Source organism: Mycobacterium sp. 852002-51613_SCH5001154, from assembly GCF_001667425.1.
Taxonomy (GTDB): Bacteria; Actinomycetota; Actinomycetes; order Mycobacteriales; family Mycobacteriaceae; genus Mycobacterium.
The window spans coordinates 64950-84540 of the sequence record NZ_LZII01000054.1; the positions used below are offsets into that span (position 1 = coordinate 64950).

Here is a 19591-nt window from a genome sequence, read left to right on the forward strand (position 1 = left end):
GTGCTCAGACGAGTACCCGCGCTGCAGCCCAGCAAGCATGATGTTTGCTGCTCACCGTCGCAGCGCGCATACGGGTACGGGTGGAACGAATCGTTATCCGTCCAGTCGGCCAAGACGATGGTGTGTCCTGTGGCGCCCGACTCGGGACGAGGTTCCGGTCGCGCACCGCCTCCCGGTCGAGCCAGGTGGCGCCGACCTTTACCAGGTCGTCGCGGATGCCCGGCCACGAGGTCAGGGTCCGCCCATCGAGCAATCCTGCGGACACAAGCGCCGACGGCCCGTGAGACCGCCAAGTATGTGGGTTAGCAGTCCCGGCACCGAGAGCGTGCCGGATTTAACGCGGTGGCTTAAAGGACAATTCCCTGTCCTCAAGACTGGTGGCCAGGGGCGGGATCGAACCGCCGACCTTCCGCTTTTCAGGCGGACGCTCGTACCGACTGAGCTACCTGGCCGGAAGGCATGTAGTGCCTCGCCGAGTTGGCGACCCTGACGGGACTCGAACCCGCGACCTCCGCCGTGACAGGGCGGCGCGCTAACCAACTGCGCCACAGGGCCTTGCTGCTGCTCCGCGTCACCGCGTCGCGTACCCCCAACGGGATTCGAACCCGTGCTACCGCCGTGAAAGGGCGGCGTCCTAGGCCACTAGACGATGGGGGCCAGAACCGAATCACTCCGGGGTACTCGCAACGTGGTTTCGTTAGGAGCCACGTCAGCTTAGGTCACTGTGTGCCCAATCCTCAAACGAGCCGGCTTTCGGGCCCAAGTATCCTGAATCTCCGCGGCCCCTATAGCTCAGTTGGTAGAGCTACGGACTTTTAATCCGCAGGTCCTAGGTTCGAGTCCTAGTGGGGGCACCAAAGCGGCTAGTTGGCCGCGTCGATCGGCGCTCAGCGCCCGAGCACCGCGCTGCTGTAGGTGACATCGGCAAAGGCTTGGGCGACCTCATCGTCGGCGTAGACAAAGCCGTTGGCCGCGTGCAGTTCCGCGACCGTCTGCGACGAGGTCCGCCAGCCGCGCTGGTCGAGGTGGTCGACGATGTGGCTGCGCTCGCCGTGATAGACGAGGTCGTTGAAGTCGACCTCGAAGCCGAGCTCGCTCATCCGGTCGTGGTGCGCCCGCCAGCGCGGGTCGGCGAAAATGGCGGTGTCAGGCACGAAGTCGAAGGCCAGGCGGCTGCCGGGGGCGCTCAGCGCGGTGATGTTGTCGAACAACGCGTCCTGGGCCGCCTCGGGCAGATACACCAACAGACCCTCGGCGCTCCACGCGGAGGGGACCTGCGGATCGAATCCGGCATCGCGCAACGCCGTGGCCCAATCGTCACGCAGATCGACGGCCACGGTGCGCCGCTCGGCGGTCGGCACGGCGCCCAGATCGTCCAGAGTCAGAGTCTTGAACTCGATGACCTCCGGCATGTCGACCTCGTAGACGACGGTGCCCGCCGGCCACGGCAGGCGGTAGGCGCGCGCATCCAGCCCCGACGCGAGGATCACCGCCTGGCCGATTCCGCTCCGCGTTGCGTCCAGGAAGAAGTCGTCGTAAAACCTTGTGCGACACGCCATCCCCCGCGCCATCCGGTGCGGATCGAACTCGGAAGCCCCACCGGCCGGGATCTCGCCGTTCACCAGCCGGACGTAGACGTCGATCCCGACGGCGCGCACGAGCGGCGCCGCATAGGGGTCGTCGATCAGCTTCGCGTCGGAGGACAGGGCCCGCTGGGCGGCGACCATCGTCGCCGTCGCACCGACGCTCGTCGCCAGATCCCAACGATCACGATCGGTGCGCGCCATGGTGCTCCTCATCCCGACCAAATTAAATAGACAACCTAGTCAGTATCGCAGGACTGATCCTCAAAGCCCGCGGGACTACCCTCCGGCCTATGACCGACTTCGCCCAGCGGACGATCGACCTGGCCCGGCGCAACGTCGCGGAGGGCGGTCGGCCGTTCGCGACCGTGATCGTCAAAGACTCCGAAGTCCTCGCCGAGAGCGCCAACAAAGTGGCACAGACGAGCGACCCGACCGCCCACGCGGAAATCCTGGCCATCCGGGAGGCGTGTATGAAGCTGGGCACCGAGCACCTGGTCGACTGCACGATTTACGTGATGGCCCATCCGTGTCCGATGTGCCTCGGCTCGCTGTATTACTGCTCACCCAAGGAAGTCGTCTTCCTCATCACCCGCGAGGCCTACGAGCGGTACTACCTCGACGACCGCAAGTACTTCGAGGTGTCCACCTTCTACGACGAATTCGCCAAGAGTTGGGACCGGCGGCGCCTGCCCATGCGCTACCAGCCGCAAGAAGGCGCGGTGGACGTCTACCGGCTCTGGAACGAGCGCAACGGGGGTCAGCGCCGGTCCACGGTCGTCCCGTCACCCTGAGAAGGCAGCCGTTGGCAGCGCCGCCGAACTTGAATATTATTTGCGTATGCATGCAGGTAGTAGCGAAGCCCGGCTGCCGGACGATCAGGCGAGTCTGGTGGTCGAGGTCTTCCGGATGCTGGCCGACGCCACCCGCGTGCAGGTGCTCTGGTCGCTGACCGACCGCGAGATGTCGGTCAACGAACTCGCCGAGCACGTGGGTAAGCCGGCGCCGTCGGTCTCCCAGCATCTGGCGAAGCTGCGAATGGCGCGCCTCGTCCGCACCCGCCGGGAGGGAACGACCATCTTCTACAGCCTGGAGAACGACCACGTCCGTCAGCTCGTCATGGACGCGGTCTTCAACGCCGAGCATGCGGGTCCGGGCGTGCCCGGTCATCACCGCACGGACGGCGGGCTGAAGGCCGTCGCCGAATCAGCGCCCTTGCCGGGCCGGCGGGACAGCGGCACCAAGTGAATAAGGGATCGGCACAACGCTTTTGACCCAAGGAGTCACACCATGACCGAGCAGCACACCCATGACACGCCGCACGCGCACGAACACGAGCACGGCGACGTCACTCATGCGCACACGCACACCGCGCACGAGCACGACCACGTCCAGCACGAGCACTCCCACGGCCACGCCGACGGCACCGAGCACAGCCATCAGCACGTGCACCAGGCGGGCCTGGAGGACGTGCACGGTCACCCGCACTAGAGGGCGCTAAACCCGAGGGCAGTAGTGCATGGGATCGCCGCGCTTGTCCAGCGGCGGCAGATTGCGTGCCGGCGTCTGCGGCAGCGGCGCGTCGGCCGGGATGCGCCCGGATGCGCGGTCGAGGCCGGCACGGGCTCGCGGGTGCTTGCGGTACCTGGGCGGCACAACGGCGAAGATCAGCCGCACCATGTTGCCGAAGCGTCGGTGCAACCACTCGTCGCGGCCGGTCCACTGAAAGCCCAACCGTTCGCGAACGGCTGGGTGATAGAAGCCGACTGTGAGCCAGACGAAGAACGGCCGTGACAGCTTGCTCAGGCCGCCCCACAGCCAATCCGGGAGCCACGGAGCGATCGGCAGCTTGTCATATATGGTCAGATCGAGCACTGCCCGCGTCGCGTAATTATCCTCTAACACGTTGCGACACATGTGGTCCCAGTAGACCTGAAACTCTTCCCAGGTCTTCGGCACCGGACGCATGCTCATGCCGTACATCCGGTACCACTGAATGTGTTCGTCGAAGAGTTGGCGCTTTTCGGCTTCGGTCAGACCGCCGCCGAACCGTTCGGCCACCAGGATTGTGCCCATGAAGAACGTGCTGTGTGCCCAATAAAAGACGTCGGGATTGAGTGCGTGGTACCGACGCCCTTGGTCATCCACGCCCTTGATGTCGGTGTGGTAGTCGCGGACCTCGGCACCCGTCGTCGGAGCCCGGTCTCCGTCGAAGACCACCCCACCGATCGGGTAAAGCGACCGCATCACCCGCGGCAACGGTTCCCGGAAGAACGTCGAGTGTTGCTCCACAGCGGCGCCCAACTGCGGGTGCATGTTCTGCATGGATCCCGCGAACGGGCCCTGCAGCATGCCGCGCCAGTCGCCGAAGTACCGCCAGGTCAGCGATTCGGGGCCGAGCGGGACTGGTGGCGCGTCGTAACCGAGGGGCGACACCGGGCAGCCGCCGGCTACACCGGCCGACGAGTCCGCCGTGGTTGCAGCGTCGCGCACGACGTCGCTGGTCAGCGGACGGGGTCCGGACGTATGTTGAGGCACTATTAGGTTCCTGTAGGTATCTGCAAAACTGACTACATGCGTTGTCAGTTTCAAGCTTAGGAGCGATGTGCAGTCCGGTCAACGACGGGGCCGTTGGACCGGCGTCCCCTTGGGGGATCGCCTTGCCCTCCGCCGCGACGACCTCATCGCCGCCGGGGTGCAATTGCTCGGCAGCGACAGCCGACCGGCGTTGACCGTGCGTGCCGTGTGCCGCAAGGCCGCGTTGACCGAACGCTACTTCTACGAAAGCTTCTCGGATCGAGACGAATTCGTGCGCGCGGTCTACGACGACGTATGTACGCGCGCAATGAACACACTCACCTCCGCGAATACCCCGCGGGAGGCCGTCGAGAGGTTCGTCGAGCTGATGGTCGACGACCCGGTCCGCGGGCGCGTGTTGTTGCTGGCACCGGCGGTCGAGCCGGTATTGACGCGCTCGGGTGCGGAGTGGATGCCCAACTTCATCGAACTGCTGCAGCGCAAGTTGTCGCGGATCGGCGATCCCGTGCTGCAGAAGATGATCGCCACCAGCTTGGTCGGCGGCCTGTCCAGCCTGTTCACCGCGTATCTGAACGGCCGGCTCGGCGCGACGCGCAAACAATTCATCGACTACTGCGTCGACATCCTCTACATCACGGCGGCCCCGTACGTGCCCGCCCCCGACCTGGGGTAAGTGCGACCAACCTGTTTATCGGCCGCGCCGCGCCGGCAACTCGTAAAAGATGAACTTGTTGGCCGCGAGAAGCGCAAAATATGGGATCTAACCGTTACCGCGGGGGCGGCCGGGCAGCTTGATGCTACTGATGTACACAGATATATTGACTGCTACCCGTCGACACAGATAACTGGAGGCCTTATGTCAGCCGAGCTGACACACCTACAGCTGCTGCACGAGCTCGAGCCGTTCGTCGAGACCTACCTCAACCGGCACGAGAGCATGCATAAGGACTGGAACCCGCACGACTACATCCCGTGGTCGGACGGCAAGAACTTCTACGCGCTCGGGGGTCAGGACTGGGAACCTGAGCAGAGCAAGCTGTCCGACCTCGCCCAGGTGGCGATGGTGCAGAACCTGATGACGGAAGACAACCTCCCTTCGTACCATCGCGAGATCGCGATGAACTTCGGCCTGGACGGCCCCTGGGGCCAGTGGGTCAACCGGTGGACGGCCGAGGAGAACCGGCACGGGATCGCGCTGCGCGATTACCTGGTGGTGACCCGCGCCGTGGATCCGATCGAGCTGGAGAAGCTGCGCATCGAGGTGGTGAACCGGGGCTTCAGCCCGGGCCAGAACCAGCAGATTCGAGCCGACCTGTTTGCCGAGAGCCTGTTCGACTCGGTCATCTACGTGACGTTCCAGGAGCTGGCCACCCGGATCTCCCACCGCAACACGGGCAAGGCGTGCAACGAGACGATCGCCGACCAGCTGCTGGCCAAGATCTCGGCCGACGAAAACCTGCACATGATCTTCTACCGCGATGTCAGCGACGCCGGGTTCACCGCGGCCCCCAACCAGGCGATGAAGTCGCTGCACAAGGTGCTGCGCAACTTCCAGATGCCGGGCTACCAGGTACCCGAGTTCCGCCGGAAGGCCGTCCTCATCGCCGTGGGCGGCGTGTACGACCCGCGCATCCACCTCGACGACGTGGTCATGCCGGTGCTGAAGAAATGGCGCATCTTCGAGCGTGAGGACTTCACCGGAGAGGCCGCCGCCATGCGCGACGACCTTGCGCTGCTGATCAAGGAGCTTGAGCAAACCTGCGAGAAGTTCGAGATCTCGAAGCAGCGTCAGCTCGACCGGGAAGCGCGCACCGGCAAGAGGACCACCGCGCTCGAGCTGCACCAGACCGCGGGCACGCTGACCATGAGCCGGCGGTAACCACGCGGTGCGCATCGGGCCCATCACGCTCGCCAGCCCGGTGGTGCTGGCACCGATGGCGGGCGTAACCAACGTCGCGTTTCGGACGCTGTGTCGTGAACTCGAGCAGTCGAAGGTCGGCACCGTCAGCGGGCTCTATGTCTGCGAGATGGTGACGGCGCGCGCGCTCGTCGAGCGGCATCCGGTCACCATGCACATGACCACCTTCGCGCCGGACGAGTCGCCACGCTCGTTGCAGCTCTACACGGTCGATCCGGCGACCACGTACGCCGCGGCCAAGATGATCGCCGACGAGGGCTTGGCCGACCACATCGACATGAATTTCGGCTGTCCGGTGCCCAAGGTCACCAAACGCGGCGGCGGGGCCGCGTTGCCGTACAAGCGGCGGCTGTTCGGGCAGATCGTCGGGGCGGCCGTGCGCGCAACCGAAGGCACCGACATCCCGGTGACCGTCAAATTCCGCGTCGGCATCGATGACGAGCACCACACGCATCTCGATGCCGGCCGCATCGCCGAAATGGAGGGTGCCGCCGCGGTCGCGCTGCACGCCCGCACGGCGGCGCAGCGCTACTCGGGCACCGCAGACTGGGAGCAGATCGCCCTGCTCAAGCAGCACGTGCGGACGATCCCGGTGCTGGGCAACGGTGACATCTACGACGCCAGCGACGCCCTGACGATGATGGCCAGCACGGGATGCGACGGCGTCGTGATCGGACGCGGCTGCCTGGGCCGGCCCTGGCTCTTCGCCGAACTGTCGGCCGCATTCACCGACAGCCCGGCCCCCGTGCCGCCCACGTTGGGCGAGGTAGCGGGCATCGTCCGCCGGCACGGGCAGTTGCTGGCCGCGCACTTCGGCGAGGACAAGGGGATGCGCGACATCCGCAAGCACATCGGCTGGTACCTGCACGGCTTCCCGGCCGGCTCGGAGCTGCGCCGAGCGCTGGCGATGGTCAAGACGCTCGACGAACTCGATTCGCTGCTAAGCCAATTGGACGGCACCGTGCCCTTCCCGGACGCAGCGAGCGGCCCCCGGGGCCGGCAGGGCTCACCCGCGCGGGTGGCACTGCCCGAAGGCTGGCTCACCGACCCGGACGACTGCACTGTGCCGGCCGGCGCCGACGTGATGCACTCCGGAGGCTGATCGACCGCGCGAAATCGCGTCCGGGCAGATAACTCAGTACGATGTGGACCTTGCTGCATTGCGCGTTGCTGCGGCGGATCGGTAACGCGCCGCCGCCCGAGCGCGACAAAGGAGTGCGACCCACGGGTGGCATGACCGCTGCGCGGATACGCCAGGCGCTGGGCCGACATTGCGCACGGATACGCTGACATCCGCATCAGAGCTTCGGAGGCCGGTAAGACATGAGTGACGCCGAGGACGACGCCACTCGCGACGCCCGACGCGCTGCGCTTGGCGCCGCCCCCTGGGAGCGGTTCTCCGAGCCGCCGGCTGACTACAGTCGGCACCTCTGGCAGACCGAGAGTGCGGTCGAGCCCATCCAATCCCGGGCCGCCGACGACGAAGAATCCGGATCCCATACGGCGGGCGGAGTCAGCGTCGCCGACCTGATCGCGAAACTCGGTGCCCCTTCGACCGGCCGGTCCACTCACCGCCGCGCCGAGCCGGACGTCGAACCCGCCATCGAACCGGCCCAAGCCGAATCGGACCTGCCGGTGGAGCTGCAGAAAACCCAGGTGATCGAGGACCTGGCCTATTCGCTCGACGCGGTCTCGGAGCTCCCCGACCTCGACGCCGCCGAATATCCGAGCGGCCAGGGACCCGTATCCGGCGAAGATTCGGACGCCCAGCGGCGGACGCCCCGGCGCCGCCGCCGGCCGATGCTGCTGGCCGCGCGCGCGGTGGCCGCGGTGCTCGCGGCGCTTACCCTGGCCATGACCGGCGGGGCGTGGCAATGGAGTACGTCGAAGAATGCCCGGCTCAACACGATCAACGCTCTCGACCAGGACTCCAGCGACATCCGCGACCGCAACGGCCAGTACGGGGACGAAGATTTCCTGATCGTCGGCCTCGACTCGCGCGCCGGCGACAACGCCAACATGGGCGCCGGTAACACCGACGACGCGGACGGCGCCCGGTCGGACACCGTGATGCTGGTCAACATTCCGGCAAACCGCAAACGCGTGGTGGCGGTGTCGTTCCCGCGCGACCTGGCGATCACCCCGATGCAGTGCGAGGCGTGGAACCCGGAGACGGGTAAGTACGGGCCCCTCTACGACGCAAAGACCAAATCCTGGGGTCCGAAGATGATCTACACCGAGACCAAACTGAACTCGGCATTCGCCTTCGGCGGCCCGAAGTGTCTGGTCAAGGAGATCCAGAAGCTATCCGGTCTGAGCATCAACCGCTTCATCGCCGTCGACTTCGCGGGGTTCGCCAAAATGGTCGACGCGCTGGGCGGTGTGGAGGTGTGCTCGAAAACCGCGCTGCACGACTACGAGCTGGGCACCGTGCTCGACCACGGCGGCCGCCAGGTCCTGGACGGCTCGACCGCACTGAATTACGTGCGAGCCCGTCAGGTCACCACCGAAACCAACGGAGACTACGGCCGCATCAAACGCCAGCAGCTATTCCTGTCCTCGCTGCTGCGCTCGCTGATCTCCGAGGACACGCTGCTCGACCTGAACAAGCTCAACAATGTCGTCAACATGTTCATCAGCGACACCGTCGTCGACAACGTGCAGTCGAAGGATTTGATCCAACTCGGTCAGTCGTTGCAAGGCATGGCGGCCGGGCACGTCACGTTCGTCACCGTGCCGACCGGCGTCACCGACCAGAACGGCGACGAACCGCCGCGCATGGCCGACATGCGGGCGCTGTTCGACGCCATCATCAACGACGATCCGCTGCCCGAGGAAAACGACCAGAACGCAAAGAATCTCGGGACCTCTGACGACAAGTCCGGCGGGCAGACGAAGGCACCCGCCACCAAGAAGGCACCCGCCCCTACCGCGGCGCCCGAGGCCCGGCATGAGCAGGTCACCACGACCACACCCGGTGATGTCACGGTGCGCGTCTCCAACGCGACGACCCAGAGCGGCCTCGCGGCCACCGCGACCACCCAGCTCAAGCGGGACGGCTTCAACGTGATGACGCCGGACGACTACCCGAGCTCAGTGAACACGACGACGGTGTTGTTCTCGCCCGGCAACGAGCAGGCGGCGGCGACCGTGGCGTCTTCCTTCGCCAATGCGAAGGTGCAGCGAGTGTCCGGCTACGGGCAGGTCGTTCAGGTGGTGCTCGGACCCGACTTCAAGTCGGTCGCCACTCCCCAACCGAGCGGCTCGTCGATCAGCTTGCAGATCGAACGCGGCTCGGGCAGCGCGCCGGCCAAGCTGCCCGAGGACCTGACCGTCACCAACGCCGCCGACACCACCTGCGAGTAAGCGCCTTTGGCGGCGCTCCACCGCTCTTTTTCTCAGCCGAGAACGTAGGCTTGGCGATATGCGGACCGCCTACCACGAGCAACTCTCGGAGTTATCCGAGCGGCTCGGCGAGATGTGCGGGCTGGCGGGCATCGCCATGGAGCGGGCCACCCAAGCCCTGCTGCAGGCCGATCTGGTGCTGGCCGAACAGGTGATCTCGGACCACGAGAAGATCGCCACCCTCAGCGCCCGAGCCGAGGAAAGCGCCTTCGTGCTACTGGCCTTGCAGGCGCCGGTCGCCGGTGATCTGCGGTCCATCGTGAGCGCTATTCAAATGGTGGCCGACATCGACCGGATGGGCGCGCTGGCCCTGCACGTCGCGAAGATCGCCCGACGTCGGCATCCTCAGCACGCGCTGCCCGAAGAGGTCAATGGCTACTTCGCCGAAATGGGCAGGGTTGCAGTCGAATTGGGGAACAGCGCGCAAGAAGTGGTGATGTCACGCGATCCGGAGAAAGCCGCCCGGATCCGCGAAGAGGACGACGCCATGGACGACCTGCACCGCCATTTGTTCTCGGTGCTGATGGACCGCGAATGGAAGTACGGTGTGGCGGCCGCCGTCGACGTGACGCTCCTGGGCCGGTTCTACGAGCGCTTCGCCGACCACGCGGTCGAAGTGGCCAGGCGCGTCATCTTCCAGGCGACCGGCAAGCTGCCCGAAGAAGAAACGAAACCCACCTCGCAGTAAGCGAAACCGGGGCCGGGCTAGCCGAAGCGGCCGGAGATGTAATCCTCTGTCGCCTTCTGGCTCGGGTTGGAGAAGATCTTCTCGGTGTCGTCGACCTCGATCAACCGCCCCGGTTTTCCGACGGCTTCCAGGTTGAAGAACGCGGTGTAGTCGCTGACTCGCGCCGCCTGCTGCATGTTGTGGGTGACGATGACGATCGTGTAGTCCTGCTTCAGCTCGCTGATCAGCTCCTCGATGGCCATCGTCGAGATCGGGTCCAGCGCGGAGCACGGCTCGTCCATGAGCAGCACGTCGGGCTGCACGGCGATCGCCCGCGCGATGCACAACCGCTGCTGCTGGCCGCCGGATAATCCGCCGCCCGGCCTGTCCAACCGGTCCTTGACCTCGTCCCACAGGTTCGCGCCGCGCAGCGAGTATTCAGCGGTCTCGTCGAGCACCTTGCGATTGCGCACGCCCTGCAGCTTCAAACCCGCCACCACGTTGTCGCGAATCGACATGGCGGGGAACGGGTTCGGCCGCTGGAACACCATTCCGATCGCCCGGCGCACGCCGACCGGGTCGACCCCGGCGCCGTAGATGTCCTCGTCGTCGAGGAGCACGCTGCCCTCAACCCGGCCGCCGGGGACCACCTCGTGCATCCGGTTGAGCGTGCGCAGCACCGTCGTCTTGCCGCAGCCGGACGGGCCGATGAACGCGGTCACACTGCGGGGCAGGATGGACAGCGTCACATCCCCTACCGCGTGAAACGAACCGTAGTAGATGTTGACGGCTTTGAGGTCCAACCGCTTTGCCACTTAGTGCTCCTGCCTATGACTTTCTGGCGCCAAGAAACTTCGCTGTCACTCGGGCCCCGATGTTGAGGGTGGCGATCACCAGGATGAGGGTTAGGGCGGCACCCCACAACCGATCCGTGGGGACCGGGTTAACGCCGGCGCCGGCGCTGGTCTGGTTGTACATCATGCCGGGTAGCGTCCCCATGAATCCACTGAAGATGTCGAAGCTCATAGATTGCGAGTAACCGACGAGAATCAGCAATGGGGCCGTCTCGCCCATCACCCTGGCCACCGCCAGCATGATGCCGGTGATGATGCCGGACACCCCGGTGGGAAGCACGACCCTGACGATCGTCTTCCACTTCGGGATGCCCAGCGCATAACTGGCCTCGCGAAGGTCAACCGGGACGATCCGCAGCATCTCCTCGGTGGCTCGCACGATCACCGGCAGCATCAACAGGACCAGCGCGAGGGACACCGCGAACTGGGAGCGAGGAAGGCCCAACGTCGCCACGAACAGCGCGTAGACGAACAACGCCGCCACGATCGAGGGCACTCCGCTCAGGACGTCCACCATGAACGTGGCAAGCCTCCCCAGCGGGGTGCCGCCCCCATATTCGGCCAGATAGATGGCGAGCATGAGGCCGATCGGGATGGAGATCAGCGCGCATACCACTCCTTGCAACACGGTGCCGACGATCGCGTGATAGGCGCCGCCGCCGGCCACGAAGGCCGTCATGCCCGCTTGCGAGTGAGTCCACCAAACGGTCGACGCGATCGCCTTGAAGCCCTTGGCGATCACCGAGTAGAGCACCAACAGCAGGGGCGTCACCGCAATCACCATCGACAGCGAAACAAGCACCATCGCAACATGATCCGCGACCCGGCGGCGCCGGCTCGGCCGAGCGAACGTGCGCGGCTTCAGCGGGCGGTCCAACATCGAGGTCATCGCCCGGCGCCCCATCTGGTTCTGGAGGCGGCGCCGCGCGCCAGGGCATCGACCAGGAAGGTGAGCACGAACAGCGCCAGCCCCGCCGCGATGTACGCGCCGGCCTTGTATTGGTCGTTGAATTGCGCCACGGTCCCCGCGATCTTGGTCGCGACGGTGGAGCCGCCGTCGAACAGCGACCAGCCGAACGCCGCCTGGGTTCCGCGCAAGATGATCAGCAGCGCGACCGTCTCGCCCATCGCGCGGCCCAGTCCCAGCACCGCTGCGCTGATGTATCCCGACCGCCCGAACGGCAGCACGATCGTCTTCACCACCTCCCAACGGGTGGCGCCGAGGGCCAGCGCGGCCTCGACCTGATCCTGCGGTGTCTGGACGAACACCTCGCGGGTGACGGCGGTGATGATCGGCAGGATCATCACCGCCAGGACGATGCCGCCGGTGAAGATGGTGCCGCCGCCGGCCACCGACGCGTTGCCGTCGGCGAACAGGAAGCACCAGCCCAGGGAGTGGTTCAGCCAGGTGGCCACGGGTCGCAGTTGCGGCGCCAGCACATGCAGGCCCCACACGCCGTAGATGATGGACGGCACCCCCGCCAGCAGATCGACAGCGTAGGCCAAGGAGGCGGCGGCCCGGCGCGGCGAGTACTGCGTGACGAAGATGGCGACGCCCAGCGCGACGGGCATGGCCAGGATCAACGCGAACGCCGACACGAACATGGTGACCTTCAGCAGGTCGGAGATGCCGAAGTGCATGGCCGAGGTGTCGGTGGTGATCCAGTTGCCGCCGTAGCTGAAGAAGTTCTCCCGATCGCGCCTCAGGGCCGGGATGGCCCACAGCAGCAGGAAGCCGCCGATTGCACCGATGACGACGACGATCAGCAAGCCTGAGCTCTTGGCCAGCCAACGGAACGCGCGATCCCCGACGTGGGGGCGCGCATCACCCCATGGGTTGATCGGTATCGTCGGCGCCTCCGGGAACGGCGCGGCAACGGTCGCGCCCGAGCCGGCGTCGATCGGGTTTGGCGTAGTCACTGTGATCCCAGCACAGTTCACTCGCTCCTTAAGCGCGGGGCCGATTGGTCACTGCAGAGCGTTGATCGCGGCAACCAGTCGCTCTTTGACCCTATCGGGCAGCGGGACATAGCCGGCCGAGGGAAGCTCGGTCTGCCCGCTGCCGGCGGCGACCGTGAGGAACGACTTGATCGCGCCGGAGGTGTCCGGGTCGGAGCCCTTCGAACACACGATCTCGTACGTCGCCAGGACCAGCGGATAGACACTCGGTTCCTGGGAGCGGTACATCGAGTTGAGGTCCAGCACCAGGTCGTTGCCGTCGGCCACGAAGTTGGCAGCCTTCACCGCATTCCCGGCCGTCTCGTTGGTGAGCGGGACCGCGACGCCCTTATTGGTGGCGATCTGGGCGTACGGCATACCGCCCTGGTCGGCGAAGCCCTTCTCGACGTATCCGATCGCGCCCGGCGTCGCCCGCACGGCCTGGACGACGCCGGCCGACTTCATGGCGCCTTCGCCCACCCCGCCCTGAAATTCGGTGCCCACGCCTTTGGTCCAGCTCTGCGGCGCGGCGGCCGTCAGATATTTCTGCATGTTGTCGGTCGTTCCCGACGAGTCCGTCCGGTAGATCGGTGCGATCTTGGTATCGGGCAGCACGACGCCGGGATTGAGGGCCGCCAGGATGGGGTCATTCCAGGCGGTGATCCGTCCGCTGAAGATCTTGGCCAACGCGTCACTGCTCACCACCAATGCCGGCACTCCGGCCAGGTTGTAGACCAACGCGATCGGCCCGAACACCAGCGGCAAGTCCCACGCCGGGTTTCCATCGCATCGTGCGGCGGCCGGACCGATCTGATCGGAGGCCAGCGGCGAGTCGGCGCCCGCGAAGTCGACGTGGCCGGCGATGAACTGCTCGCGGCCGGCGCCCGAACCGGTCGGGTTGTACGACACGCTCTTGCCCGGGCAGTACTGGCCCCAGACCTGGTTGAACAACGCCATCGCGTTTTGTTGGGCCGTCGAGCCTTCCGCCGTCAGCTTGTTTTTGCCGCTGCATCCCGCCGTGCCGGTGGGCCCGGAGACGGCTGCCGCCGAAGCGTCGCGGTGGTTCTGGTCGCTGCCACAGCCGGTCAATGCGCCGATACCGACTGCGACCACCACCGCCAGCACCGCCAGCGCTCTGCCACCACCCCTGTCGAGCCTCACCGATCTAGCTTCCTGCCCCCTACGGGCCCGCGTGTGCCTCGCCGGCCATCTCCCAACAGGTTGCCAGGTCGTCGCGAAAATATGCGCTGCCGCATCCCGCGCATTCGGTTCGCGCCCACGCGTCCGTCAGTCGGAGGCGACGGCGTAGGCGGTGTCCACGCTGTAGGTGGTGAAGCCCAGGCGCTGGTAGGTGCGCACCGCGGCGACGTTGTCCGACTCCACGTAGAGCAGCACGGTCGGTTCGGCCGCCCCGGCCAGCCGCTGCGCCAACGACCCGATCCCGATGGCCGTCAGCATCTGTCCCAGACCCCGCCCCTGCGCCGACGGGTCGACGCCCACGACGTAGACCTCCCCCAGGCCGGGTTGATCGGGATGCACCTTGGTCCAATGGAAGCCCAGCAGCTTGCCCGGCTGATCGGTTTCGGAGACGCCGAAAGCGAGGAACAAGCCGTCCGGGTCGAACCACGGCTCGTTGCGCCGCTCGGCCAGCTGCGTTTCGGTCCAGCCGCCCTGTTCGGGATGGTCGGCGAAGGCGGCGTTGTTGACTCGCAGCAGTTCAGCGTCGTCGGCCGTTCCCGCGTAGGTGCGGACCCGCACGCCGGGAACGGGCCGGACCAAGTCGTGGGTGTCACGCAGCGTGCGGCGCATCTGCAGCAATTCGCGTACCGGGACGAGGCCCAGCGCGTCGGCGGTGGCCCGGGCCGGCTCGAGTGTGCCGTGCGCCCAGAACCGGTTCCGTCCGCCGGTCTCGGCCAGGGCCGCACGCGCCAGCGCCGTCCCGAAGCCGTGCCGGCGGACCCGCGGATGCACGACGAGTTCCGCCATCGCGGCTTCTGCGTCGTGCGAGAGATTGAGGTAACCGACGGTCCCGTCGGTCTCGGTGATGAGCAGATGCCCGGTGCGATCGTGCGCGAGCTCGCGCAGCACCTGTTCACCGACGGGCGCCACCCCATCGAATTCCGTTGTCGCCGTGACTAGTTCGCGCACTTGCCGCTGCTCGTCCGCGGTCAGCGCCGAGCGCCACTCGGGCGCGGTCACTGACTGCGCAACGGGTCGCCCAGGGGTTCTTGCATTTCCTCCGAGTCGGACTCGACGTCGGCGGCGGCTTCGTCGTCAGTGGCGTCGGCGATCGGGGCGCGGCCACGTGCAGGCCGGACGGCTTTGTAGCCGACGTTGCGGACGGTGCCGATCAATGCCTCGTATTCGGGGCCGAGTTTGGCGCGCAGCCGACGCACGTGGACATCCACGGTGCGGGTGCCGCCGAAGAAGTCGTATCCCCAGACTTCGTGCAGGAGCTGCGCGCGGGTGAATACCCGCCCGGCATGCTGGGCGAGGTACTTGAGCAACTCGAACTCTTTGTAGGTCAGGTCGAGCGGGCGGCCCCGCAGTCTCGCGGTGTAGGTGCCCTCGTCGATCACCAGCTCACCCAGGCTCACCTTGCCGGCGCTTTCCTGGTCGGCCAGCCCGCCGCGGCGCCCGACCACCAGCCGCAGCCTGGCGTCGATCTCGGCGGGCCCGGTGCTCGGCAGCAGGATCTCGTCCAGCCCCCAGTCGGCGCTGACCGCCACCAGACCACCTTCACTCACGACAGCCAAGACGGGGACCGACCGGCCCGCGGTGCTCAACAGCCGGCAAAGGCCACGGGCCGACGACAAATCGGTGCGCGCGTCCACCAGCACGGCGTCCGCAGTCCCAGCCTCGAGCAACGAGGACGGCTCCGCCGGTGCCGTGCGGACGGTGTGGGGAAGCAGCGACAACGACGGCAGGACCGGGTCGGGATGCAGCTCCGAGGTCAGCAGTAATAGCTCCAACTAGCCCCTCCAGCTCGGGGGAACGGCATCTTCCACAATTCGCAACGCAACGACGCGTTAGTTGCCAGGCCACCTAACGATAACTTGCCACCTGCCATTTTTGCGTGGTGACGATGCAGTGTGAGCCCCGCCACCCGGGTGGTCCGCGGCACGGCGCGCAGGGGGCTACGCGACAATATGCGGGTGCGCAAGGTCCTGATCGGGGTGGTGGCCGTGGCGATCGCGCTGGCCGCTGTTGTGGTCGGTGCCGTTGTTGTCGACTACGGAAGCAGCATCTACGCCGAATACCGGCTGTCCTGCAGCGTGCGCAAGGCGGCCAATCTGAGGTCCGAGCCGTTCGTGGCCATCGTGGCGTTTCCCTTCATCCCGCAGGCGATGCGCCACCACTACAACCAGGTGGAGATCAAAGCCAACGCCGTCGACCATGCAACGGTCGGCAAGGCCACCCTCGAAGCCACCATGTACGCGGTCGACCTGACCCACACGTCTTGGCTGATCGAACCCGCCGCGAAGCTGCCGGTGGGCAAACTGGAGAGCCGCATCATCATCGGCTCGACCCACCTGGGCCGCTATCTGGGCATCAGCGACCTGATGGTCGAGGCGCCGCCGAAGGAGACCAATACCGCCACCGGCGGCGTCACCGCGTCGGGCATCTCCGACAGCCACGGTCTGGTGTTCAGCGGCACCCCGCACTCGGCCAACTTCGAGCACCGGGTCAGCGTCTCGGTGGACCTTTCCATCGCCCCGGACGACCAGTCGACGCTGGTGATCACTCCGACCGGCGTCCTGACCGGGGCGGACACCGCGGATCAAGCCGTTCCGGATGACAAGCGGGATGCGGTGCTGCGCGCCTTCACCACCAGGGTGCCCAACCAGCGGCTCCCGTTCGGGGTGGCACCGAAGACCGAGGGCGCGCGCGGCTCAGACGTGATCATCGAGGGCATCAGTTATGGAGTGACCGTCGATCTGGACGGCTTCAAGCAGTCGTGACCCCGCCATCGCCGACGGCTTGCGGTCCGCGGGGCGACCGCCGCTGGATTTGATCACTGAACGTCATTCGGTAAGCTTGCCGACGTGCTAGCCCGCATTGAGCCCCTGCTCACCCAACGCCGCGCAGTCGATCTGTGCCGCACCGCGGGCTGTTGCTGTCGCTGTAGCTGCTGAGTCGCCGCGCACTTTCGCGCCGCACTCGGAGCAGCCCCGGAACGTTACCGTGGCCCGTCTCCCGTCGTTCGTTCCCTCAGCAGCAGGCGTATTCAGGAGTAGTACCGTGCCGATCAGCAACACCAACACCCAGCCGGACACCGTCGACGTGCGCGGCCCCAGGTTCGCCGCCTGGGTGACCACCGCGGTCCTGGTGCTCACGCTTGCCGTGTCCGCCGCGAGTCCGCTGGCGGCGGCGGTCATTCTGGGGGTGCAGGCCATTGTCTTCGCCATCGGCGCCGCGGGCGGCCCGCGCAAGCATCCCTATGGGCGGATATTCGCCCTCGTCGTTGCACCCCGGATCGGCCCCGTCACCGAGCGCGAACCGGTCGCACCGCTGAAGTTCGCCCAACTCGTCGGCTTGATCTTTGCGCTCGTGGGTGCCGTCGCGTTCGCCGCGGGCGCCTTCTTGGTCGGCGTCATCGCCACCGCCGGGGCGCTGGTCGCCGCGTTCCTGAACGCCGCCTTCGGCATCTGCCTGGGTTGCCAGCTCTACCCACTGGTTGCGCGTTTCCGAGGAGCCGCGCGCACCACATGACCTGTTCATAGAAAGCGATCGAAAGGATCCCCCGCATGGCACGCTCCGACGTCCTGGTCTCCGCGGACTGGGCCGAGAGCAATCTCGACGCAGCCGGTGTCGTCTTCGTCGAAGTCGACGAGGACACCAGCGCATACGACACCGGCCACATCCCCGGCGCGATCAGGCTGGACTGGCGTTCCGACTTGCAGGACCCGGTGAAGCGGGACTTCGTCGATGCGCAGCAATTCTCGAAACTGCTCAGCGAACGCGGCATCTCCAACGACGACACCGTGATCCTTTACGGCGGCAACAACAACTGGTTCGCCGCCTACGCCTACTGGTACTTCAAGCTGTACGGCCATGACAAGGTCAAGCTGCTCGACGGCGGCCGTAAGAAGTGGGAACTCGATGGGCGTGCACTGTCCAGCGACACGGTCACCCGGCCCGCAACCTCTTACACCGCCGCCGCCCCGGACAACAGCATCCGGGCTTTCCGCGACGAGGTCATCGCTGCCATCAACGCCAAGAACCTGGTCGACGTGCGCTCACCCGACGAGTTCTCCGGCAAGATCCTGGCGCCGGCGCATCTGCCGCAGGAGCAGAGCCAGCGTCCCGGCCATATCCCCGGAGCGATCAACGTGCCGTGGAGCAAGGCCGCCAACGAGGACGGAACCTTCAAATCCGACGAGGAGTTGGCCAAGCTCTACGCCGACGCCGGACTGGACGGCACCAAGGAAACGATCGCGTACTGCCGCATCGGAGAGCGTTCGTCGCACACCTGGTTCGTGCTCCGGGAATTACTCGGCCACAAAAACGTCAAGAACTACGACGGAAGTTGGACGGAATACGGCTCCCTGGTGGGTGCCCCGATTGAGTTGGGAAGCTGATATGTGCTCTGCCCCGAAGCAAGGAGTGACGTTGCCCGCCAGCGTCGACTTGGAAAAGGAAACGGTGATCACCGGCCGGGTCGTGGACAGCGACGGCCAGGCGGTGGGTGGCGCGTTCGTCCGCTTGCTCGACTCGTCGGACGAGTTCACCGCCGAGGTCGTCGCGTCGGCCACGGGCGACTTCCGATTCTTCGCGGCGCCAGGGTCCTGGACGCTGCGGGCGTTGTCGGCGGCCGGCAACGGGAACGCCGTGGTGACCCCGTCGGGCGCGGGCATCCACGAGGTGGACGTCAAGATCGCCTGAGACCCCGGCTGCCCTGACCGGGATCTCCCGCGGCGAATAGACTTGTCCCCGTGGTGCTCTTCTTCGAGATCATGCTGGTCGTCGCCGTCGTGGTGATCTCATGGTTCGCGCTCTACACGCTGTACCGGCTCATCACCGACGAATCGTGACCGCTGACGACCTGGGTTCTTCTGCGAGCTCCGGCGATCGCGCGGTGGCCGCCGCCGCTGAGCGCGCCAAGCTGACCGCCGGCCGCAACATTCCCGCCTTCGACGACCTGCCGCTTCCCGCCGACACCGCCAACCTGCGCGAAGGCGCCAACCTGCATGACGCACTGCTGGCGCTGCTGCCGCTCGTCGGTGTGTGGCGCGGAGAAGGCGAGGGCCGCGGACACGACGGGGATTACCGTTTCGGCCAGCAGATTGTGGTCTCGCACGACGGCGGCGACTACCTGAACTGGGAATCCCGCTCGTGGCGGCTCGACGAGACGGGCGATTACCAGGCACACGGCTTGCGCGAAACGGGCTTCTGGCGCTTTGTCAGCGATCCCGACGACCCCACCGAGTCTCAGGCCATCGAGTTGCTGTTGGCCCACTCGGCCGGGTACGTGGAACTGTTCTACGGACGGCCCCGTACCCAGTCGTCGTGGGAGCTGGTGACCGATGCGCTGGCCCGCAGCCGATCGGGTGTGCTGGTCGGCGGTGCCAAACGGCTCTACGGGATCGTCGAGGGCGGCGACCTGGCCTATGTCGAGGAACGGGTGGACGCCGACGGCGGCCTCGTTCCCCACCTTTCGGCGCGGCTCTCGCGGTACGCCGGGTAA

At 66.4% G+C, this 19591-nt stretch carries 23 protein-coding genes and 4 tRNA genes; 15 read left to right on the plus strand and 12 right to left on the minus strand.

All coding sequences use genetic code 11. The features are described 5' to 3' along the window. Positions 1 to 4: 4 nt before the first annotated feature. The 4 genes from A5750_RS26615 to A5750_RS14400 form a co-directional block, all read right to left on the minus strand. A complete protein-coding gene (locus A5750_RS26615; protein ID WP_082959108.1) occupies positions 5 to 334 on the minus strand; it encodes a DJ-1/PfpI family protein in 330 nt (109 codons plus the stop codon). A gap of 41 nt (positions 335 to 375) precedes the next feature. After that, positions 376 to 452: transfer RNA gene (locus tag A5750_RS14390), tRNA-Phe, on the minus strand. 26 nt (positions 453 to 478) lie between these two features. Further along, a tRNA-Asp gene (locus tag A5750_RS14395) sits at positions 479 to 555 on the minus strand. A 29-nt stretch (positions 556 to 584) separates the two neighbouring features. Next, positions 585 to 657: transfer RNA gene (locus A5750_RS14400), tRNA-Glu, on the minus strand. A gap of 124 nt (positions 658 to 781) precedes the next feature. Between A5750_RS14400 and A5750_RS14405 the strand changes: the two genes are divergently transcribed. Beyond that, a tRNA-Lys gene (locus tag A5750_RS14405) sits at positions 782 to 857 on the plus strand. Between the two features lie 30 nt (positions 858 to 887). Here A5750_RS14405 and A5750_RS14410 read toward each other — a convergent pair. Beyond that, positions 888 to 1787 (minus strand): class I SAM-dependent methyltransferase, encoded by a 900-nt coding sequence (locus A5750_RS14410; RefSeq protein ID WP_066957944.1) that lies wholly within the window; start codon positions 1785 to 1787, stop codon positions 888 to 890. A gap of 89 nt (positions 1788 to 1876) precedes the next feature. Here A5750_RS14410 and A5750_RS14415 point away from each other — a divergent pair, with 89 nt between their 5' ends. The 3 genes from A5750_RS14415 to A5750_RS14425 are packed head-to-tail and all read left to right on the plus strand — an operon-like array spanning position 1877 to position 3074. Then, the gene (locus A5750_RS14415) at positions 1877 to 2377 is read left to right on the plus strand and encodes a nucleoside deaminase (RefSeq protein ID WP_066957941.1); all 501 of its coding nucleotides are present in this window, start codon (positions 1877 to 1879) and stop codon (positions 2375 to 2377) included. A 46-nt stretch (positions 2378 to 2423) separates the two neighbouring features. Further along, complete coding sequence (locus tag A5750_RS14420) at positions 2424 to 2831, plus strand: metalloregulator ArsR/SmtB family transcription factor (RefSeq protein ID WP_082959109.1); 408 nt, start codon at positions 2424 to 2426, stop codon at positions 2829 to 2831. 42 nt (positions 2832 to 2873) lie between these two features. Beyond that, on the plus strand, positions 2874 to 3074 hold the full coding sequence (locus A5750_RS14425; protein WP_067263663.1) for a zinc transporter Slc39a7: 201 nt from the start codon (positions 2874 to 2876) through the stop codon (positions 3072 to 3074). Positions 3075 to 3080: 6 nt separating this feature from the next. Here A5750_RS14425 and A5750_RS14430 read toward each other — a convergent pair whose 3' ends face one another. Then, on the minus strand, positions 3081 to 4121 hold the full coding sequence (locus tag A5750_RS14430) for an oxygenase MpaB family protein (RefSeq protein WP_082959110.1): 1041 nt from the start codon (positions 4119 to 4121) through the stop codon (positions 3081 to 3083). Positions 4122 to 4188: 67 nt separating this feature from the next. Between A5750_RS14430 and A5750_RS14435 the strand changes: the two genes are divergently transcribed. From A5750_RS14435 to phoU, 5 genes are all read left to right on the plus strand, one after another. Beyond that, on the plus strand, positions 4189 to 4794 hold the full coding sequence (locus A5750_RS14435) for a TetR/AcrR family transcriptional regulator (RefSeq protein WP_066957937.1): 606 nt from the start codon (positions 4189 to 4191) through the stop codon (positions 4792 to 4794). Positions 4795 to 4977: 183 nt separating this feature from the next. After that, positions 4978 to 6000, plus strand: a complete 1023-nt coding sequence (locus A5750_RS14440; protein ID WP_066957935.1) for an acyl-ACP desaturase — start codon at positions 4978 to 4980, stop codon at positions 5998 to 6000. 7 nt (positions 6001 to 6007) lie between these two features. Beyond that, positions 6008 to 7141 carry a tRNA dihydrouridine synthase DusB gene (gene dusB, locus A5750_RS14445; RefSeq protein WP_066957933.1) on the plus strand — a complete coding sequence of 378 codons (1134 nt, stop codon included), beginning with the start codon at positions 6008 to 6010 and terminating at the stop codon, positions 7139 to 7141. A gap of 221 nt (positions 7142 to 7362) precedes the next feature. After that, the gene (locus A5750_RS14450) at positions 7363 to 9405 is read left to right on the plus strand and encodes an LCP family protein (protein WP_067263667.1); all 2043 of its coding nucleotides are present in this window, start codon (positions 7363 to 7365) and stop codon (positions 9403 to 9405) included. A 58-nt stretch (positions 9406 to 9463) separates the two neighbouring features. Then, positions 9464 to 10132: a phosphate signaling complex protein PhoU gene (gene phoU, locus A5750_RS14455; RefSeq protein WP_066957929.1), complete on the plus strand. Its 669-nt coding sequence runs from the start codon at positions 9464 to 9466 to the stop codon at positions 10130 to 10132. Positions 10133 to 10149: 17 nt separating this feature from the next. Here the strand turns inward: phoU and pstB are convergent, their stop codons facing one another. From pstB to A5750_RS14485, 6 genes are all read right to left on the minus strand, one after another. Then, positions 10150 to 10926 carry a phosphate ABC transporter ATP-binding protein PstB gene (gene pstB / locus A5750_RS14460; RefSeq protein ID WP_046186002.1) on the minus strand — a complete coding sequence of 259 codons (777 nt, stop codon included), beginning with the start codon at positions 10924 to 10926 and terminating at the stop codon, positions 10150 to 10152. A gap of 13 nt (positions 10927 to 10939) precedes the next feature. Continuing rightward, positions 10940 to 11854, minus strand: a complete 915-nt coding sequence (gene pstA, locus A5750_RS14465) for a phosphate ABC transporter permease PstA (RefSeq protein WP_066958061.1) — start codon at positions 11852 to 11854, stop codon at positions 10940 to 10942. Beyond that, a complete protein-coding gene (gene pstC / locus A5750_RS14470; protein WP_369828740.1) occupies positions 11851 to 12885 on the minus strand; it encodes a phosphate ABC transporter permease subunit PstC in 1035 nt (344 codons plus the stop codon). Before pstC ends, pstA begins: the two co-directional genes overlap by 4 nt. A 48-nt stretch (positions 12886 to 12933) precedes the next feature. Further along, a complete protein-coding gene (pstS, locus tag A5750_RS14475) occupies positions 12934 to 14064 on the minus strand; it encodes a phosphate ABC transporter substrate-binding protein PstS (RefSeq protein WP_066957927.1) in 1131 nt (376 codons plus the stop codon). Between the two features lie 126 nt (positions 14065 to 14190). Then, on the minus strand, positions 14191 to 15102 hold the full coding sequence (gene mshD, locus A5750_RS14480) for a mycothiol synthase (RefSeq protein WP_066957925.1): 912 nt from the start codon (positions 15100 to 15102) through the stop codon (positions 14191 to 14193). Further along, entirely contained in the window at positions 15099 to 15875 is a 777-nt protein-coding gene (locus A5750_RS14485; protein WP_066957923.1) for a response regulator transcription factor, read from the minus strand. The genes mshD and A5750_RS14485 overlap by 4 nt, the downstream gene beginning before the upstream one ends. 177 nt (positions 15876 to 16052) lie before the next feature. Between A5750_RS14485 and lmeA the strand changes: the two genes are divergently transcribed. From lmeA to A5750_RS14510, 6 genes are all read left to right on the plus strand, one after another. After that, on the plus strand, positions 16053 to 16865 hold the full coding sequence (lmeA, locus tag A5750_RS14490; protein WP_066957921.1) for a mannan chain length control protein LmeA: 813 nt from the start codon (positions 16053 to 16055) through the stop codon (positions 16863 to 16865). An 84-nt stretch (positions 16866 to 16949) separates the two neighbouring features. Then, entirely contained in the window at positions 16950 to 17039 is a 90-nt protein-coding gene (locus A5750_RS26620; RefSeq protein ID WP_369816355.1) for an Ms5788A family Cys-rich leader peptide, read from the plus strand. A gap of 106 nt (positions 17040 to 17145) precedes the next feature. Continuing rightward, positions 17146 to 17616: a DUF4395 domain-containing protein gene (locus tag A5750_RS14495; protein WP_066957919.1), complete on the plus strand. Its 471-nt coding sequence runs from the start codon at positions 17146 to 17148 to the stop codon at positions 17614 to 17616. 35 nt (positions 17617 to 17651) lie between these two features. Next, positions 17652 to 18485, plus strand: coding sequence for a sulfurtransferase (locus A5750_RS14500; RefSeq protein WP_066957917.1), 834 nt, complete (start codon positions 17652 to 17654; stop codon positions 18483 to 18485). A gap of 1 nt (position 18486) precedes the next feature. Continuing rightward, on the plus strand, positions 18487 to 18789 hold the full coding sequence (locus tag A5750_RS14505; protein ID WP_003877205.1) for a DUF1416 domain-containing protein: 303 nt from the start codon (positions 18487 to 18489) through the stop codon (positions 18787 to 18789). Positions 18790 to 18934: 145 nt separating this feature from the next. Next, positions 18935 to 19591, plus strand: a complete 657-nt coding sequence (locus A5750_RS14510; RefSeq protein WP_066957915.1) for an FABP family protein — start codon at positions 18935 to 18937, stop codon at positions 19589 to 19591.

Bases quoted from the DNA above. Each gene is read 5' to 3' on its own strand.
- A5750_RS14410 (WP_066957944.1), bottom strand. From the start codon at position 1,787: ATGGCGCGCACCGATCGTGATCGTTGGGATCTGGCGACGAGCGTCGGT.
- A5750_RS14415 (WP_066957941.1), top strand. From the start codon at position 1,877: ATGACCGACTTCGCCCAGCGGACGATCGACCTGGCCCGGCGCAACGTC.
- A5750_RS14420 (WP_082959109.1), top strand. From the start codon at position 2,424: ATGCATGCAGGTAGTAGCGAAGCCCGGCTGCCGGACGATCAGGCGAGT.
- A5750_RS14425 (WP_067263663.1), top strand. From the start codon at position 2,874: ATGACCGAGCAGCACACCCATGACACGCCGCACGCGCACGAACACGAG.
- A5750_RS14440 (WP_066957935.1), top strand. From the start codon at position 4,978: ATGTCAGCCGAGCTGACACACCTACAGCTGCTGCACGAGCTCGAGCCG.
- A5750_RS14450 (WP_067263667.1), top strand. From the start codon at position 7,363: ATGAGTGACGCCGAGGACGACGCCACTCGCGACGCCCGACGCGCTGCG.
- phoU (WP_066957929.1), top strand. From the start codon at position 9,464: ATGCGGACCGCCTACCACGAGCAACTCTCGGAGTTATCCGAGCGGCTC.
- pstA (WP_066958061.1), bottom strand. From the start codon at position 11,854: ATGACCTCGATGTTGGACCGCCCGCTGAAGCCGCGCACGTTCGCTCGG.
- lmeA (WP_066957921.1), top strand. From the start codon at position 16,053: ATGCGGGTGCGCAAGGTCCTGATCGGGGTGGTGGCCGTGGCGATCGCG.
- A5750_RS14500 (WP_066957917.1), top strand. From the start codon at position 17,652: ATGGCACGCTCCGACGTCCTGGTCTCCGCGGACTGGGCCGAGAGCAAT.
- A5750_RS14505 (WP_003877205.1), top strand. From the start codon at position 18,487: ATGTGCTCTGCCCCGAAGCAAGGAGTGACGTTGCCCGCCAGCGTCGAC.